We start from the raw sequence: 15,211 nt of genomic DNA, 5'->3' as shown, positions 1-15,211 counted from the left end.
CGCCTGCCGCAGCCTGTTGGCAGCGCAGTATGGTCGACGACGGCGTCGACATGCAACGATGGTGGGTGTCGGATAACGCGCGAGCGCGATTGCGCACTCGCGAGGGCGCAGCAGCGATCAGACCGTGGCCGGCTTGAGCTGCACCGATTCGCCGCAACCGCAGGCGGAAACCTGGTTCGGGTTGTTGAACACGAACTGGGCCTGCATCCTGTCGGCCACGTAGTCCATCTCGGTGCCGAGCAGGAACAGCACGGCCTTCGGATCGACCAGGATCTTCACGCCCTTGTCCTCGACCACTTCGTCGGTCGGGCGGATCTCATGGGCGTATTCGACGGTGTAGGACTGCCCGGCGCAGCCGCCGTTCTTGATGCCGACGCGCAGGCCGACGATCTCGGAATCGGCGCGCTTGGTCAGCTCGGTGATCCGCTCCGCCGCGGCATCGGTCAGTCTCATGACCTGCGGGCGCGGGCGCTTCGGCTTGGCTGGGGTCGGTGAGGCTTGTGTCATGTCACTCATGTGGTCAGTCCCAGCGGCAAATCAATTGCCAGTTATTCCAAGGTTAAGCTCGATCCCCTAACGCATCACCACATATTGAGGACGAGGCGTGCCTCGTCCGACATCCGGTCCGGCGTCCAGGCCGGATCCCACACCAGATTGACGTTGACGACGCCGACGCCGGGAACGCTGGCAACCGCGTTCTCGACCATCTGCGGCAACTCGCCGGCGGCCGGGCAGTTCGGCGTGGTCAGCGTCATCAGGATGTCGACCGAGCGATCATCCTTGAGATCGACCTTGTAGATCAGGCCGAGCTCGTAGATGTCGGCCGGGATTTCCGGGTCGAACACCGTCTTCAGCGCCGCGACGATCTCGCCGCTCATGCGCTCGGTCTCTTCCGCCGGCAGCGCCGAGGTGGTTTCCATGGTGGCCGTCTTGACTTCGGCTGTATCGGTCATGCGAACAATTCCCGCGCCTTGATCAGCGCTTGCGCCAGATGGTCGACTTCTTCCCTTGTATTATACATCCCGAAGGATGCGCGGCAGGTGGCCGTGACGTTGAACCGCTCTAAAAGCGGCATCACGCAATGGGTGCCGGCGCGCACCGCAATGCCCTGCCGGTCGATCACGGTTGCGACATCGTGGGGGTGCGCCCCCTTCATCTCGAAGGAAATCACCGGGCCCTTGTTGCGGGCCGTGCCGATCACGCGAATCGAATTGATCTCGCGCAGGCGCTCCTGCGCGTAGCTGAGCAGCTCATGCTCATGCGCGGCGATGCGCTCCTTGCCGATCGAATTGACGTAGTCGATCGCAGCACCGAGCCCGATCGCCTCGACGATCGGCGGCGTACCGGCCTCGAACTTGTGCGGCGGATCGCCATAGGTGACCCAGTCCTTGGCCACTTCACGGATCATCTCGCCGCCGCCGTTGAACGGCCGCATCGCCACCAGATGCTCGTGCTTGGCATAGAGTGCGCCGATGCCGGTCGGCCCGTACACCTTGTGGCCGGTGAAGGCGTAGAAATCGCAATCGAGGTCCTGGACGTCGATCGGCAGGTGCACCGCGCCCTGCGCGCCATCGACCAGCACCGGAATGCCGCGGGCATGGGCGAGCCGGACCACCTCCTTGACCGGAACCAGGGTGCCGAGCGCGTTCGACATCTGGGTGATCGCGACGATCTTGGTGCGCGCCGTCAGGAGCTTCTCGAACTCCTCGATCAGGAAGTTGCCTTCGTCGTCGACCGGCGCCCACTTGATCACGGCACCATGGCGCTCCCTGAGGAAGTGCCACGGCACGATGTTGGAGTGGTGCTCCATGATCGAGAGGACGATCTCGTCGCCCTCCCCAATGTTCACCCCGCCCCAGGACGATGCCACCAAATTGATCGCCTCGGTGACGTTACGGGTGAAGACGATCTCTTCGCTGCGGCGGGCGTTGATGAACTGCGCGACCTTGCCGCGGGCGCCCTCATAGGCCTCCGTCGCCGCATTGGCGAGGTAATGCAGGCCGCGATGCACGTTGGCGTATTCGCTCTTGTAGGCCTCGGTCATGCGGTCGAGCACCGCATTCGGCTTCTGCGCCGAGGCCGCGTTGTCGAGATAGACCAGCGGCTTGCCGTAGATCTGCATGGCGAGCGCCGGGAAATCCTGCCGCACCAGAGCGACGTCGTAAGAACCGTTCGCGACCGCCTTGTGCATGCTCACGCCCTCGCCTGAAGCCAGCGCTGCGCGGTGGCAATTGCGACCTCGCGCAACGCGTCGCTGGCAATCGTCTCGATCGCCTCGCCGACGAAGGCCAGGATCAGAAGCGCCTGCGCTTCCTTCTCCGGCAGTCCGCGGGCGCGCATGTAGAACAGCAGGCTCTCGTCGAGCGCACCGGTGGTCGCACCGTGACCGCAGGTGACGTCGTCGGCGAAGATTTCGAGCTCCGGCTTGTTGTCGGCTTCCGCGTCGTCGGACAGCAGCAGCGCGCGGGTCATCATCTTGGCGTCGGTCTTCTGCGCGTCCGGACGGACGATGATGCGGCCCTGGAACACGGAATGGGCACGGTCATCGACGACGGCACGGAAGATCTCGCGGCTCGCGCAGTGCGGCACCGCGTGATCCATGAACAGCGTGGTGTCGGCGTGCTGCTTGCCGTTGATCAGGTTGACGCCGTTGGTCTCGACATTGGAGCCTTCGCCGGCGCAGGTGACCGTCAGCTGATAGCGGCTGACATGACCGCCCGAGGTCAGGCCGAACGTGTTGAAATGGGCGTGCGCGCCGAGCGAAACCGTCGCCGAGGAAATGTTGAACGCGTCGATGGAATCCTCGACCAGCCTGACATGATCGAGCCGCGCATTGTCGCCGATCGCGACAATCAGCCCGTCATGGGTCTGGTAGGCCTTGGCGCCCTCGCCGGCGAGATAGCTCTCCACCAGCGTCACGCCGGTATCGCGGCCGAGCCGGAGCAGCGAGCGCGTGAACATCGCAGCCGGCGTCACGCCAGAGGCGACGTGGACGATGTGCAGCGGCTGGGTCAGCACCGTGCCATTGGCAACGTCGATGACGACGCCATCGGTCGCCATCGCGCCGTTCAGCGCGAGCATGGGGTTGGAGGTGTCGGTCGCAAAGGCCTGCGCGGAAAGCGCGCCATCGCCGGCGTCGAGCACCTCGCGCAGCGGGCGGATGCTCAGCCCCTTATCGAGATCGCCGAGATCGGACAGATCGGGCACGAACGCGCCATCGACCAGCACCAGGCGGCGCACGCCGTCGATCGCCCGCAGCTTGACGGCAGCAGCGGCGCGATTCAGTGCCGCTGCATCCGGCGCAGGGGCCAGCGGCAGCACCTCGCGCATCAGTGCGCGCAGGTCGGTGTATTTCCAGTCCTCGATCCGGCGATGCGGCAGGCCAAGGCGCTCATAGGCCTCGAATGCCTCGCGGCGCTGATCGGCGATCTTGCCCTTGCCCGGCAGACGGTCGCGCACGACGGCGAATGCATCGCCCAGCGCGCGTCCGGTCTCGGTTTTTGCAACAACGTTCATCTGAGAACCCGCATTTATCAGGCAGCGTCTTCGAACTGCGCGTAACCGGACTCTTCCAGCTCTAGCGCAAGCTCCTTGCCGCCGCTCTTCACCACCCGGCCCTTCGACATTACGTGCACGACGTCGGGCACGATGTAGTTGAGCAGCCGCTGATAGTGGGTGATGACGACCATCGCGCGCTCCGGCGAGCGCAAGGCGTTGACGCCGTCGGCTGCAATCCGCAGCGCGTCGATGTCGAGGCCGGAATCCATTTCGTCGAGAATGCAGACGGCCGGCTCGAACAGCGCCATCTGCAGGATCTCATTGCGCTTCTTCTCGCCGCCGGAGAAGCCGACATTGACGCCGCGCTTCAGCATGTCCTGCGGAATGTTGAGCGACTTGGCGACCTCGCGGACCTTCCTGAGGAACGCCGGCGACGAGATCTCCTCCTCGCCCCGCGCCTTGCGCTGGGCGTTGAGCGCCGCATGCACGAAATTCCAGGTGGTCACGCCGGGGATTTCCACCGGATACTGGAACGCCAGGAACACGCCCTTGGCGGCGCGCTCGTTGGGCGCCATCTCCAAGAGGTCCTGGCCCTTGAACAGGATTTGCCCGCCGGTGACTTCATAGCCGGGCTTGCCGGCGATGACGTGGGAGAGCGTCGACTTGCCGGAACCGTTCGGCCCCATGATCGCGTGCACCTCGCCCGGGTTCACCGTGAGCGACAGTCCGTGGAGGATCTCGCGCTCCTCGACACGAACCTGCAGATCTTTCACTTCAAGCAGAGACATCTGATTTTTCCTGAGCATCATCCGCAAGGCGCGTCGGCCGCGCCCTCAAGCGGGATGGATTAGCCAACCGAACCTTCAAGGCTGATCGAGATCAGCTTCTGCGCTTCCACCGCGAACTCCATCGGCAGTTGCTGCAGCACGTCCTTCACGAAGCCGTTGACGACGAGGCCGACGGCTTCTTCCTGCGAGAGCCCGCGCTGGATGCAGTAGAACAGCACGTCCTCGGAAATCTTCGACGTCGTCGCCTCATGCTCGAACGTCGCCGACGAGTTCTTGGCCTCGACATAAGGCACGGTGTGCGCGCCGCATTTGTCGCCGATCAGGAGCGAGTCGCAGGCGGTGTAGTTGCGCGCGCCGGTGGCTTTGCGGTGCGCGCTGACGAGCCCGCGATAGGTGTTCTGCGACCTGCCGGCGGCGATGCCCTTGGAGATGATCCGGCTCGACGTGTTCTTGCCGAGGTGGATCATCTTGGTGCCGCTATCGACCTGCTGGTAGCCGTTCGAGATCGCGATCGAGTAGAACTCGCCGCTCGAATTGTCGCCGCGCAGGATGCAGCTCGGATACTTCCAGGTGATCGCAGATCCCGTCTCGACCTGGGTCCAGGAGATCTTGGAGTTCTTGCCGCGGCAGTCGCCACGCTTGGTGACGAAGTTATAGATGCCGCCCTTGCCCTCGGAATTGCCGGGGTACCAGTTCTGCACCGTCGAATACTTGATCTCGGCGTCATCGAGCGTGACGAGCTCGACCACGGCGGCGTGCAGCTGGTTCTCGTCGCGCTGCGGCGCGGTGCAGCCTTCGAGATAGGAAACGTAGGAGCCCTTGTCGGCGATGATCAGCGTGCGCTCGAACTGGCCGGTGTTGCGCTCGTTGATGCGGAAATAGGTCGACAGCTCCATCGGGCAGCGCACGCCCGGCGGCACGTAGACGAACGAGCCGTCGGAGAACACCGCCGAGTTCAGCGTTGCGAAGTAATTGTCCGAGGTCGGCACCACGGTGCCGAGATATTTCTGCACGAGCTCCGGATGCTCGCGGATCGCCTCCGAGATCGGCATGAAGATCACGCCGGCAGCCTTCAGCTCCTTCTGGAAGGTGGTCGCGACCGAAACCGAATCGAACACGGCGTCGACTGCGATCTTGCGGCTCGGCGACGGCGGTCCGCCGGGCGGCGGCTCGACGCCTTCGAGGATTGCGACCTCACGCAGCGGAATGCCGAGCTTCTCGTAGGTCTTGAGGATTTCCGGATCGATCTCGTCGATCGAGGACAGCGTCTTCTTCGGCTTCGGCGCCGAGTAATAGTAGATGTCCTGGTAATCGATCTTCGGATAGTCGACGCGCGCCCAGGTCGGCTCGGTCATGGTCAGCCAGCGGCGATACGCCTCGAGGCGCCATTCCAGCATCCAGGCCGGTTCATTCTTCTTTGCGGAGATGAAGCGGACGGTATCTTCCGACAGCCCCTTCGGGGCCTTGTCGGACTCGATCTGAGTCTCAAACCCATATCGATACTGGTCGACGTCGATGCGCCGGACGCGCTCGACCGTCTCTTGTACAGCAGGCATTCAATCCTCCGCTCGCGGTTTCAAGGACCGCGGTGGATCTCAACTTCAGAAAAATCGCTTACGATGCTTTGAACACGAAATCACTGGCTTAGAACAGTTCAAGCTGTGTTTCGTCGTTCCCCCTTAACTAGGGTATCGGCGAGCTTTCGCCAAGCCTTGAGGGCGAAATCCACGTCTGTCTCCGTGGTAGACCAGCCAAGACTGAGCCGCACCGCTCCTTGGGACACCTCTGAACGGTATCCCATTGCCTCCAACACGTGAGACGGCTGGACCTTGCCCGACGAGCAGGCGGAACCGGAGGACACCGCGACCCCGGCCAGGTCGAATCCGATAACCGCCGTCTCGGCCTTCATGCCGGGCGCGGTGAACAAGACGGTATTCGGCAACCGCTTGACGTCATCGGAGAAGATCAGCATGTCCGGCGTCTGCCGGAGCCCGTGCTCGAGCCTGTCACGCAATCCCCTGACGCGGGCGGCGTCGGCCTTCAGCGCCACCATCGCGGCCTTCGCGGCCGCGCCAAAGCCTGCGATCCCAGCGACGTTCTCAGTCCCTGCCCGCCGCCCGAGCTCCTGCCCGCCGCCGCGCAGGAACGCCTCCAGTCCTTCAACGCGTTCGGCGAGCACCAGTGCGCCTGCGCCCTTCGGTCCACCGATCTTGTGCGCCGACAGCGTCACGAGATCGGCCTGGGTCGAGGCGAGATCGAACAAGATCTTTCCGAACGCCTGGATCGCATCGACGTGCAGCAGGCCACCGGCTGCATGGACGATCTCGGCGACGTCAGCCACCGGCTGAATGGCGCCGGTCTCGTTGTTCGCTAGCATCACCGAGACCAAAGCGGGCGCACCGTCAGCCAGCAGCGCGCGCAGATGATCGAGATCGATCACGCCGGCGCGCGTGACATTGGTTGCGAAGGTCGCCTCACGCGCAAACCGCCCGCCCGCGAGGACGGACGCATGCTCGATCGCGGACACCAACAGCCGCCCGACCGGCGCGCCCGCACCGCGGCGCAATCCCGGCGTCAATGCGAGCGCATTGGCTTCGGTCCCGCCGGAGAGAAACACGACGTCCTGCGGCCGGCCGCCGACCGCCGTGGCCACCGCATTGCGGGCATCCTCGACCAGCCGGCGCGCGCGGCGTCCCTCGCTGTGCACCGAGGACGGGTTGCCGCTCAATTCCCATGCAGAAGCCATCGCCGCCTTCGCCTCCTGGCGAAGCGGCGTGGTGGCATTCCAGTCGAGATAGACGCGATCGGCCATCGAGCTTGTCCGCGGCAACCACCGTGGTTGCGGCCTTCCACTGCGACATAGCGACAGTCGGGCAGCGAGACCAGATCAGAGTCACTGGCGCGAGAGATTTTTCACGCTCGCCGGGAGTCCCGTCGTGTTGCCAGGCAAGACATCGGCCTGCGCACCGAGCGCGATAGCAATATGACAAATCAAAACTTCAGGTAGCCAGCGAACAAATCAACGCGTCGATCCGGATCGCCGCCGACGCGCCGGCTACGCGCGCGTCACGGCGCGGATTAGCCTCCGCCAAGCGGCACAATTTCCTTGATTTTTGCCCCTTGCGTCATGCTAGAAGGCCTTCCAGCGTGCCGCCCGGCGGTGCCTGCGCCCGATTTCATCATGAGCCGCTCTGCTCGCGCCCGTCGCCGAAGATGGCTCCAACCGGTTGATTGATCGACGTCAATCAAGGGAACGCGTCAATCAAGGGAACACAATGCCTGAAGTCATTTTCACCGGCCCTGCTGGCCGTCTCGAGGGCCGCTACCATCCGGCCAAGCAGAAGAACGCGCCGATTGCGATGATCCTGCATCCGCATCCGCAGTTCCACGGCACGATGAACCACCAGATTGTCTACCAGTGCTACTACGCGTTCGCGCATCGCGGCTTCTCGGTGCTGCGCTTCAACTTCCGTGGCGTCGGCCGCAGCCAGGGCTCGTTCGATCATGGCACCGGCGAGTTGTCCGATGCCGCGAGCGCGCTCGACTGGGCGCAGGCGATCAATCCCGAGGCGCGCGCCTGCTGGGTCGCCGGCTTCTCGTTCGGCGCATGGATCGGCATGCAGCTTTTGATGCGCCGGCCGGAGGTCGAGGGCTTCATCTCGATCGCGCCGCCCGCCAATCTCTACGACTTCTCGTTCCTCGCGCCCTGCCCGTCGTCGGGCCTGATCGTGCACGGCGACAAGGATGCCGTGGTGCCGCCCAAGGACGTCAATACGCTGGTCGAGAAGCTGAAGACGCAGAAGGGCATCGTGATCGACCAGCAGGTCATCCCCGGCGCCAACCATTTCTTCGACGGCAAGCTCGAGCCGCTGATGGAAACGGTGACCGGCTATCTCGACATGCGTCTCGCCAACGTGCGCTGACGCCGCCGACCTTGTAGCCCGCATGAGCGAAGCGACATGCGGGTCGCAACGGCGCAGACCCCGGATATCGCTTCGCTCATCCGGGCTACGACCTACTCCGGCGCGAATTTTAGCGCGGCGATGCCGACCAAGACCAGCGCGATCCCGGCGACCTTCATCGGGTTCACGGCTTCGTTGAACAACAGCACGCCCATGATCAGCGTGCCGACCGCGCCGATGCCGGTCCACACCGTGTAGGCGACGCCGACGCCGAGCACCTGCAACGCGCGCCCAAGCAGGAACACGAACGCGGCGAGCAGCGCCAGCGAGACCAGCGTCCAGCCGAGGCGCGTATAGCCTTCGGCATATTTCATCGAGATGGCCCAGCCGACGTCGAGAAGACCGGCGACGATCAGCGCGATCCAGGCAATGGAGTGCGACATGGCTTAGGCGGCAAGCTTCAGCATGTGCGCGCGGTGGCCGACCAGGAACGCGTGTAGCAGCGCGGGATATTCAGGCGAAACCGCGCTGCGCACGCTCGGCCGCTGCGCCAGCGCACTGCGCCAGGCGCGAAGCTTTGGCGTGTGGGCGAAAACTGCCAGATCGGTCAGCTGATCGAACAGATCGAAATAGCGGAAGACCGGCGCGAACACCGCATCCACCAGGCTGAACCTGTCGCCCGCGAAGAACGGACCCGCGTCGAGCGCAACCTCGACGCGCGCGAATTTTGCGGTGACCGCCTGCCGCTTGCTCTCGAAGGTCGCGGCATCGGTCGCGGTCTCGAGCCCCCAGAGGTCGCCGAGAACGGCCGAGCCGAACTCCATCCAGGCGCGATGCTCGGCGCGGCTGAGCGCATCCTGCGGATGCAGCTTGGCGCCGCCTTGCGTCTCCTCGATGTACTCGCAGATCACGTTGCTCTCGAACAGCGCGACCTCTCTGCCGTCGTCGCCGGTCACGACCAGCACCGGCACCTTGCCGAGCGGCGAGATCTTCAGGAACCAGTCCGGCTTGTTGGCGAGATCGATGTCGATCCGCTCGAACGGCACACCCTTCTCATGCAGCGCGATCACGGCGCGTTGCACATAGGGGCAGAGCTTGTGGCTGATCAGTTTCAGGGCGGCCATGACGAAACCTCGCGTTCAATGCAACTGCATCGAATTAAATGCAGCGGCATGGAACTGTCAAGGTAGATGCATTTGCATCTAAATCACGGTCGCGCGATGATGCCCCCGGTCATCGGGATCGGCACCCCCGTGGTGGCGGGGTAGCTCAGCGGCAGCCCCTTCATGCCGCGCGCGGCAAGGAAGCCGAAGGCCTGCGCCTCGATCGCATCCGCCGCCCAGCCGAGCGCCTCGGCGGGCTCGACGATTGCCGGCGCCAGGCGCTCGCGCAGCATCCGCATCATGGTGAGGTTGGAGGCACCGCCGCCGCAGATGATCCAGCTCTTCGGGCGTTTCGGCAGCAGCGGCACCACGCGGGCGATCGCAGCCGCCGTGAAAGCGGTCAGCGTCGCCGCGCCATCGGCCGGCGCCACGGCACCGAGCTTCAGGCCGGCAAAGTGGTTGCGGTCGAGCGATTTCGGCGGCGGAACCGAGAAGAACGGCAGCCTGAGCGCCTGGGCGATCCAGGCTTCGGCCGGTTTGCCCAGCGCGGCGAACTTGCCGGCAGTGTCGAACGGCTGATGCATCTGGCGGAACATGAAATCGTCGAGCAGCGCGTTCCCGGGCCCGGTGTCGCAGGCGATCAACGTATCGGCACCGTCGATATAGGTGATGTTGGAGACGCCGCCGATATTGACCACGACGATCGGCCCCTCGCGGTTCAGCGATTGCGCCAGCGCCCGATGGTAGACCGGCACGAGCGGCGCGCCCTGCCCGCCGGCCTCGACGTCGGCGGCACGGAAATCATGCATCACCGGGATGTGGATCGCTTTGGCGAGCGCCAGGGCATCGCCGATCTGCACCGTCAACTTCCGCTCCGGGCGATGCAGCACGGTCTGGCCATGGAACCCCACGATGTCGATGTCCTGGGCGGAGATCCGGGTCTGTGACGTGAAGCTGGCGACCGCCTCGGCATGGGCTGTCGTGACGGCCTGCTCGGCCTGCCGCAGGATCCCCGGCCGGGCATCGCGCCGCGACAGATGAACGGCCTCGGTCAGCGCCTGGCGCAGCAGGCTGCGCTCGCTGTCGGTATAGGGTCGATAGCCCGTAGGTCCGAAGGCCTTGATCTGTCGGCCATCGGTCTCGATCAGTGCCACGTCGACCCCGTCGAGCGAGGTCCCGCTCATCAGACCGAGTGCCGTTAACATCATCTTGGAAGCGCCCCAGCCGGGAACCCCCGGCTTGTCTCAAACAAGTACATCCTATAATGCCACTGCGCGTCCGCCTGCGGCAGCCTCAAGCGTCAGGGTTCCGCAAATAGATGCAAAAACCGTAAAACAAGAATGATCTGGCTCGCCGACAAATGACTGCATTTAAATCGGATTTCCTGAACACTCTACAGGAACGCGGCTTCGTCCACCAGTGCTCCGATTTCGAGGGCCTCGACGCGCTTGCCGCGAAGGGCGAGGCGACCGCCTATGTCGGCTACGACTGCACCGCGCCGTCGCTGCACATCGGCAACTTCCTCACCATGATGATGCTGTACTGGCTGCAACAGAGTGGCAACAAGCCGATAACATTGATGGGCGGCGGCACCACGATGGTCGGCGACCCCTCCGGCAAGGACGAGACGCGCGCGATGCGCACCGTCGCGGAGATTGAATCCAACAAGGCGAGCATCCGCGGCGTGTTCGCCAAGGTGCTGCGCTATGGCGACGGGCCTTCCGACGCCATCATGCTCGACAACGCCGAGTGGCTGACCAAGCTGAACTGGATCGAGATGCTGCGCGACATCGGCCGGCACTTCTCGGTCAACCGCATGCTGACGATGGACTCGGTGCGGCTCCGGCTCGAGCGCGAGCAGGAGATGAGCTTCATCGAATTCAACTACATGGTCTGCCAGGCCTACGACTTCGTCGAGCTGTCGCGCCGTGCCGGCTGCCGGCTGCAGATGGGCGGCTCCGATCAGTGGGGCAACATCGTCAACGGCGTCGATCTCGGCCGCCGCATGGGCTCGCCGCAACTGTACGCGCTGACCACGCCGCTGCTGACCACCGCCTCCGGCGACAAGATGGGCAAGACCGCCAAGGGCGCGGTGTGGCTCAACGCCGACCAGTTCTCGCCGTACGACTTCTGGCAGTACTGGCGCAACGTCGAGGACGCCGACGTCGTCAAATTCCTCAAGCTGTTCACGATCCTGCCGATGAGCGAGATCGGCAAGCTTGCCGCGCTCGGCGGCAGCGAGATCAACGAGGCCAAGAAGGTGCTGGCGACCGAGGCAACCGCCCTGCTCCATGGCCGCGATGCGGCGAACGAGGCTGCCGAGACCGCGCGCCGCACCTTCGAGGAAGGCGCGCTGGCGGAAACCTTGCCGACGGTGGAAATTCCGCGCGGCGAGTTCGAGGCCGGCATCGGCGTGCTCGCTGCCTTCGTCAAGGCCGAGCTCGTCGCGTCCAACGGCGAAGCACGCCGGCAGATCAAGGGCGGCGGCCTGCGCGTCAACGACGTGGCCGTCACTGACGAGAAGATGCTGCTGACGCCGGCCAATCTGACGCCGGAAGGCGTGGTCAAATTGTCGCTCGGCAAGAAGCGCCACGTCCTGCTGAGGCCTGCATAGGCGCATTCGTATTTGTCGGTTGCAGGGGGTGCCGAAAGCGCGCTCCCTCCTCTTCGATGGACCAGAACACGCCGCCGAACGACACGCTTGCAACGCCGGCGAAACAGTCGCGCGTCGCACTGAACGTGCTTGCGCTCTGCTTCGTGCTGTCGGTGCTCGGACGCGGCCTTAGCGACAGCTTCACTGTCTTTCTCAAACCGATCTCGGAAAATTTCGGCTGGGACCGCGCCTCGGTCGTGTCGGTCTATTCGCTGACCTGGCTCGCCAGCGGCCTCACTGCGCCCCTGGTCGGGCGCCTGTTCGATCGCTCGGGTCCGCGCGTGGTCTACGCGCTCGGCCTGTCGCTGCTCGGTTGCGCATTCCTGATCGCCTCACGCGCGCAAACGCTCTGGCAATTCCAGCTCAGCGTCGGCCTCTGCGTCGGCTTCGGCACCGCGCTGATCGGCAACGTCTCGAACTCGATCCTGCTCGGCCGCTGGTTCGGACCAAAGCTGCCGACCGCGATGGCGGTGATGTATTCGGCGACTGGCGCCGGCCTCCTCGTTCTGCTGCCGCTGTCACAGGTGCTGATCGACCGGATCGGCTGGCGCGAGGCCTATCAGGTGTTCGGCGTCAGTGCGCTCTGCCTGCTTGTCCCGCTCGTCTTCCTGCCGTGGCGGTTGCTCGCCGGCGGCGCGCCGCACATCGTCAGGAAGGCGCAGGCCGGCCTTGCCGAGGAAGGCTGGACGTTGCTTGCCGCGATGCGCCACCACGCCTTCTGGGCGCTGTTCTCCACTTTCTTCTTCACGGCGGTCGCGATGTATGCGCTGACGGCGCAGATCGTCGCCTACTTGATCGATGTCGGCTTCCCGCCGCTCCAGGCCGCGACCGCCTGGGGCTTCTCCGGCGTCGCGCTGTTCGTCGGCATGCTCGGCGTGTCCACGCTCGACGGCATCATCGGCCGCCGTCCCAGCGTGCTGTTCAGCTACGGCGTGTCGATCCTCGGCATCATCCTGCTCTGGCTGTTGCAGTGGTATCCGAACTACTGGCTGCTGACCGGATTTGTGATCTGTTTCGGCAGCATGATCGGCTCGCGCGGCCCGCTGATCACCGCGACCGCGCTGAAAATCTTCCGCGGCGAGCGCGTCGGCACGATCTACGGCACCATCATGATCGGCAGCGGCCTCGGCTCGGCGCTCGGCTCCTGGGGCGGTGGCCTGCTCCACGACTGGGCCCACAGCTACAATCCGCTGATCGCCTTCGCGCTCGTCAATGTCGTGCTCGGCCTGATCCCGTTTTTGGTGGTGCCGGCGCTGCGGCGCTGAGTCGAGGGCTCATGAATTTGGCACGTCGACGGCCCCTCCCCACAGGCACATGGGGAGAGGCCGAAGGCTACGATGTCTTTCGCTCAGTCGATGTCGCGGCAATCGTCGCCGCGGTGATCGCGACCGCAGGAGCCGCGGTCATGGGCTTCCTCCCGGCCATCGCCGGTGCCTGGCGTGAACGACACGCCACGCAGCGCCTCGCCGGAGTTCGCGGTCCGCAGCGTGACGAAGCGCTCGCCGGCCGGCAGCGTCGCAGCGGAAAGCTTGTCCGTGATCATCACGAGCTTGTTCGGATCGGCACCCTGGTCGCCGCTGCCGCTCACCGTGGAGGTGATCGCCCAGATCGACACGCTGCCGTCGCGGTTGACCCGGCCGGTAATGTTGCGCAGGCCGTCGGTCGCCGGTGACCACGGCTTGCCGGTCGCGGCGTTGTTGCCGGTCGGATAGCCCTGCACCGTGTAGGGCACACCGAGGTCAAGTCCCGCCTGCAAGGTGTAGGCCTGCTTCCACGCGCCGGCCGTGCTGTCGAACACCCACTTCTGCAATCCGGCTGATGTCTGCGCCTTGGCAGCGGTATAGCCGTTCGATGTCGGGTCGAATGTCGCGGTGCCGTTGCCTTCGTCGGCGACGTAGAGCGTGTGCGCGTCGGCGAACCAGATGCCGAACGGGAACGAGGTTGTGCTTTTGAGCGCAGTCGGGAAACCGCTCAGCACGCACATGTTATACGGCGTGACGCCCTGCCCCGCCAACTTCGAGCCATCGTAGAAGATCTGCGTCGTCGGCAGCGATGCAGACGGAGCCGGCACGCCGACGCCGTTCGGGCACGCCTTCGGACTGCCGTTGGCGGCGTTGCCGGTGGTGTCGATGAAGTAGACGGTGTTGATGCCGTTACCGCCGCTGCCCTTGGTCGTGTAGATCACGTTGTTGAACACGGTGAGGCCGCGGAAATTGGTGTCCTTGCCGATCTTGTCGGCCTTTTGGCCGAGTTCGGTGATGTTGAAGCTGCCGAGCGGGAAAGGTCCGCCCGGATCTGCCTGGCGAGCGAGCGGCACGTCGGCCTCTCGCGCGATCTGCATGCCGGCGCCTGCGATGACCCCGGCGGGCTGCGGGTTGCCGCCGTTGCCCGCGTTGCCGGCGGTGTAGAACACGCCGGCACCATGCCGATCGTTGAACACCGCAGCGCGGCCGTTGTTGCCGCTATAGCCGTTCACCTTGGTGAAGTGGAAGCGACCGTTCTCATCGACTTCAGCGACCAGACGATAATAGGTGCCGGGCACCGGATTGGTCGAATCGATGACGTCGGGGGTGTTGGAGTTCGACACGTCGATGGCGCCGATCGGAGCGAGATAGCCCATGAAGGTCACGCTGCGATGATCGAGCGACAGATTGAGCGCCAGCTCGGATTTTGACGAGAAGCTGGTGACCATCTGGTCCTTGGTTTGGGACACGCCGCGCTGAGCACTGTTCGGCACCTCAAGCGACTGCACGTGTCTGCCGTCGAGACGCAGCTCGTCGAGCAGGATCTTCGCGGTCAGGCCGAACGAGCCGTCGACGCCGTCGTTGTTGAACACGGTCGGATAAGTGCCGTCCGCCGTGGCGGTCACGCAATTGGGCGACACACAATTCGGCGGCAACTGGGTCACGCCGGGCGTGATGGTGACGGCGTTGTTGACGAACACCGCACGGCTTAACAACAGATGACCCGGCCGGAAATGAACGTCGTCGCCGTCGGCGTGCGCAAGACTGCTGGCGAGCGCCGTGGAGGCGAGCAGCGTCAGCGCAACAACCGGCCGAGACAGCGGAAGCCCCACAGGCGGGCGCAATCCTTTGGCGATCATTGCTTTTCTCCCAATGTAAGATCTTCTCAGAAAACGAGGGCGCATAGCCGCCCGCGATGTCGGCGGTCGGCGCGCGCAATCTGCGGGCGGACTGTTACGGGCGTGCGACAATCGACCGCATGTCCACTGCGGCATCTCACTCGTCACGATGGATGATCCGGTCA

General features: G+C 64.6%; 14 protein-coding genes. 3 read left to right on the top strand and 11 right to left on the bottom strand.

Annotation, left to right across the window (positions count from 1 at the left end):
* Positions 1-117: 117 nt before the first annotated feature.
* The 7 genes from ACE103_RS19820 to ACE103_RS19790 all read right to left on the bottom strand — a co-directional run bounded on the left by ACE103_RS19820 (position 118) and on the right by ACE103_RS19790 (position 7,098).
* Positions 118-507 carry an iron-sulfur cluster assembly accessory protein gene (locus ACE103_RS19820; RefSeq protein WP_018271449.1) on the bottom strand — a complete coding sequence of 130 codons (390 nt, stop codon included), beginning with the start codon at positions 505-507 and terminating at the stop codon, positions 118-120.
* A gap of 74 nt (positions 508-581) precedes the next feature.
* Entirely contained in the window at positions 582-953 is a 372-nt protein-coding gene (locus ACE103_RS19815) for an SUF system Fe-S cluster assembly protein (RefSeq protein WP_028342143.1), read from the bottom strand.
* The gene (locus tag ACE103_RS19810; RefSeq protein ID WP_375780800.1) at positions 950-2,197 is read right to left on the bottom strand and encodes a cysteine desulfurase; all 1,248 of its coding nucleotides are present in this window, start codon (positions 2,195-2,197) and stop codon (positions 950-952) included. Before ACE103_RS19810 ends, ACE103_RS19815 begins: the two co-directional genes overlap by 4 nt.
* Positions 2,194-3,516, bottom strand: coding sequence for a Fe-S cluster assembly protein SufD (gene sufD / locus ACE103_RS19805; protein ID WP_375780799.1), 1,323 nt, complete (start codon positions 3,514-3,516; stop codon positions 2,194-2,196). The genes ACE103_RS19810 and sufD overlap by 4 nt, the downstream gene beginning before the upstream one ends.
* A 17-nt stretch (positions 3,517-3,533) precedes the next feature.
* Positions 3,534-4,286 carry a Fe-S cluster assembly ATPase SufC gene (gene sufC / locus ACE103_RS19800; RefSeq protein ID WP_375780798.1) on the bottom strand — a complete coding sequence of 251 codons (753 nt, stop codon included), beginning with the start codon at positions 4,284-4,286 and terminating at the stop codon, positions 3,534-3,536.
* Between the two features lie 59 nt (positions 4,287-4,345).
* Complete coding sequence (sufB, locus tag ACE103_RS19795; protein WP_223967851.1) at positions 4,346-5,842, bottom strand: Fe-S cluster assembly protein SufB; 1,497 nt, start codon at positions 5,840-5,842, stop codon at positions 4,346-4,348.
* 98 nt (positions 5,843-5,940) lie between these two features.
* The gene (locus ACE103_RS19790; protein WP_375780797.1) at positions 5,941-7,098 is read right to left on the bottom strand and encodes a cysteine desulfurase family protein; all 1,158 of its coding nucleotides are present in this window, start codon (positions 7,096-7,098) and stop codon (positions 5,941-5,943) included.
* Between the two features lie 463 nt (positions 7,099-7,561).
* Between ACE103_RS19790 and ACE103_RS19785 the strand changes: the two genes are divergently transcribed.
* A complete protein-coding gene (locus ACE103_RS19785; protein ID WP_016843213.1) occupies positions 7,562-8,209 on the top strand; it encodes an alpha/beta hydrolase in 648 nt (215 codons plus the stop codon).
* A 92-nt stretch (positions 8,210-8,301) separates the two neighbouring features.
* On the opposite strand, the gene ACE103_RS19780 is transcribed toward ACE103_RS19785, so the two are convergent.
* From ACE103_RS19780 to ACE103_RS19770, 3 genes are all read right to left on the bottom strand, one after another.
* The gene (locus ACE103_RS19780; protein WP_375780796.1) at positions 8,302-8,631 is read right to left on the bottom strand and encodes a DMT family transporter; all 330 of its coding nucleotides are present in this window, start codon (positions 8,629-8,631) and stop codon (positions 8,302-8,304) included.
* A 3-nt stretch (positions 8,632-8,634) separates the two neighbouring features.
* Positions 8,635-9,312: a glutathione S-transferase family protein gene (locus tag ACE103_RS19775; protein WP_375780795.1), complete on the bottom strand. Its 678-nt coding sequence runs from the start codon at positions 9,310-9,312 to the stop codon at positions 8,635-8,637.
* Positions 9,313-9,395: 83 nt separating this feature from the next.
* A complete protein-coding gene (locus tag ACE103_RS19770; RefSeq protein ID WP_375780794.1) occupies positions 9,396-10,499 on the bottom strand; it encodes an anhydro-N-acetylmuramic acid kinase in 1,104 nt (367 codons plus the stop codon).
* 152 nt (positions 10,500-10,651) lie between these two features.
* Here ACE103_RS19770 and tyrS point away from each other — a divergent pair, with 152 nt between their 5' ends.
* Both tyrS and ACE103_RS19760 read left to right on the top strand, forming a co-directional pair.
* Positions 10,652-11,905 carry a tyrosine--tRNA ligase gene (gene tyrS, locus ACE103_RS19765; RefSeq protein ID WP_375780793.1) on the top strand — a complete coding sequence of 418 codons (1,254 nt, stop codon included), beginning with the start codon at positions 10,652-10,654 and terminating at the stop codon, positions 11,903-11,905.
* 56 nt (positions 11,906-11,961) lie between these two features.
* Entirely contained in the window at positions 11,962-13,209 is a 1,248-nt protein-coding gene (locus tag ACE103_RS19760) for an MFS transporter (RefSeq protein ID WP_375780792.1), read from the top strand.
* An 83-nt stretch (positions 13,210-13,292) separates the two neighbouring features.
* Here the strand turns inward: ACE103_RS19760 and ACE103_RS19755 are convergent, their stop codons facing one another.
* Positions 13,293-15,047 (bottom strand): hypothetical protein, encoded by a 1,755-nt coding sequence (locus ACE103_RS19755; RefSeq protein WP_375780791.1) that lies wholly within the window; start codon positions 15,045-15,047, stop codon positions 13,293-13,295.
* Between the last annotated feature and the right edge of the window lie 164 nt (positions 15,048-15,211).

This window comes from Bradyrhizobium sp. ma5, assembly GCF_042258955.1.
In the GTDB taxonomy this organism is placed as follows: Bacteria; Pseudomonadota; Alphaproteobacteria; order Rhizobiales; family Xanthobacteraceae; genus Bradyrhizobium.
The sequence above is the reverse complement of the archived record's forward strand: the minus strand, read 5'-3'. Positions and strand labels throughout refer to the sequence as shown.

Coding starts and splice junctions, on each gene's coding strand:
- sufD (WP_375780799.1), bottom strand. CDS start 3,516: ATGAACGTTGTTGCAAAAACCGAGACCGGACGCGCGCTGGGCGATGCA.
- tyrS (WP_375780793.1), top strand. CDS start 10,652: ATGACTGCATTTAAATCGGATTTCCTGAACACTCTACAGGAACGCGGC.
- ACE103_RS19785 (WP_016843213.1), top strand. CDS start 7,562: ATGCCTGAAGTCATTTTCACCGGCCCTGCTGGCCGTCTCGAGGGCCGC.
- sufC (WP_375780798.1), bottom strand. CDS start 4,286: ATGTCTCTGCTTGAAGTGAAAGATCTGCAGGTTCGTGTCGAGGAGCGC.
- ACE103_RS19775 (WP_375780795.1), bottom strand. CDS start 9,312: ATGGCCGCCCTGAAACTGATCAGCCACAAGCTCTGCCCCTATGTGCAA.
- ACE103_RS19760 (WP_375780792.1), top strand. CDS start 11,962: ATGGACCAGAACACGCCGCCGAACGACACGCTTGCAACGCCGGCGAAA.
- ACE103_RS19755 (WP_375780791.1), bottom strand. CDS start 15,047: ATGATCGCCAAAGGATTGCGCCCGCCTGTGGGGCTTCCGCTGTCTCGG.
- ACE103_RS19780 (WP_375780796.1), bottom strand. CDS start 8,631: ATGTCGCACTCCATTGCCTGGATCGCGCTGATCGTCGCCGGTCTTCTC.
- ACE103_RS19820 (WP_018271449.1), bottom strand. CDS start 507: ATGACACAAGCCTCACCGACCCCAGCCAAGCCGAAGCGCCCGCGCCCG.
- ACE103_RS19770 (WP_375780794.1), bottom strand. CDS start 10,499: ATGATGTTAACGGCACTCGGTCTGATGAGCGGGACCTCGCTCGACGGG.
- sufB (WP_223967851.1), bottom strand. CDS start 5,842: ATGCCTGCTGTACAAGAGACGGTCGAGCGCGTCCGGCGCATCGACGTC.
- ACE103_RS19815 (WP_028342143.1), bottom strand. CDS start 953: ATGACCGATACAGCCGAAGTCAAGACGGCCACCATGGAAACCACCTCG.
- ACE103_RS19790 (WP_375780797.1), bottom strand. CDS start 7,098: ATGGCCGATCGCGTCTATCTCGACTGGAATGCCACCACGCCGCTTCGC.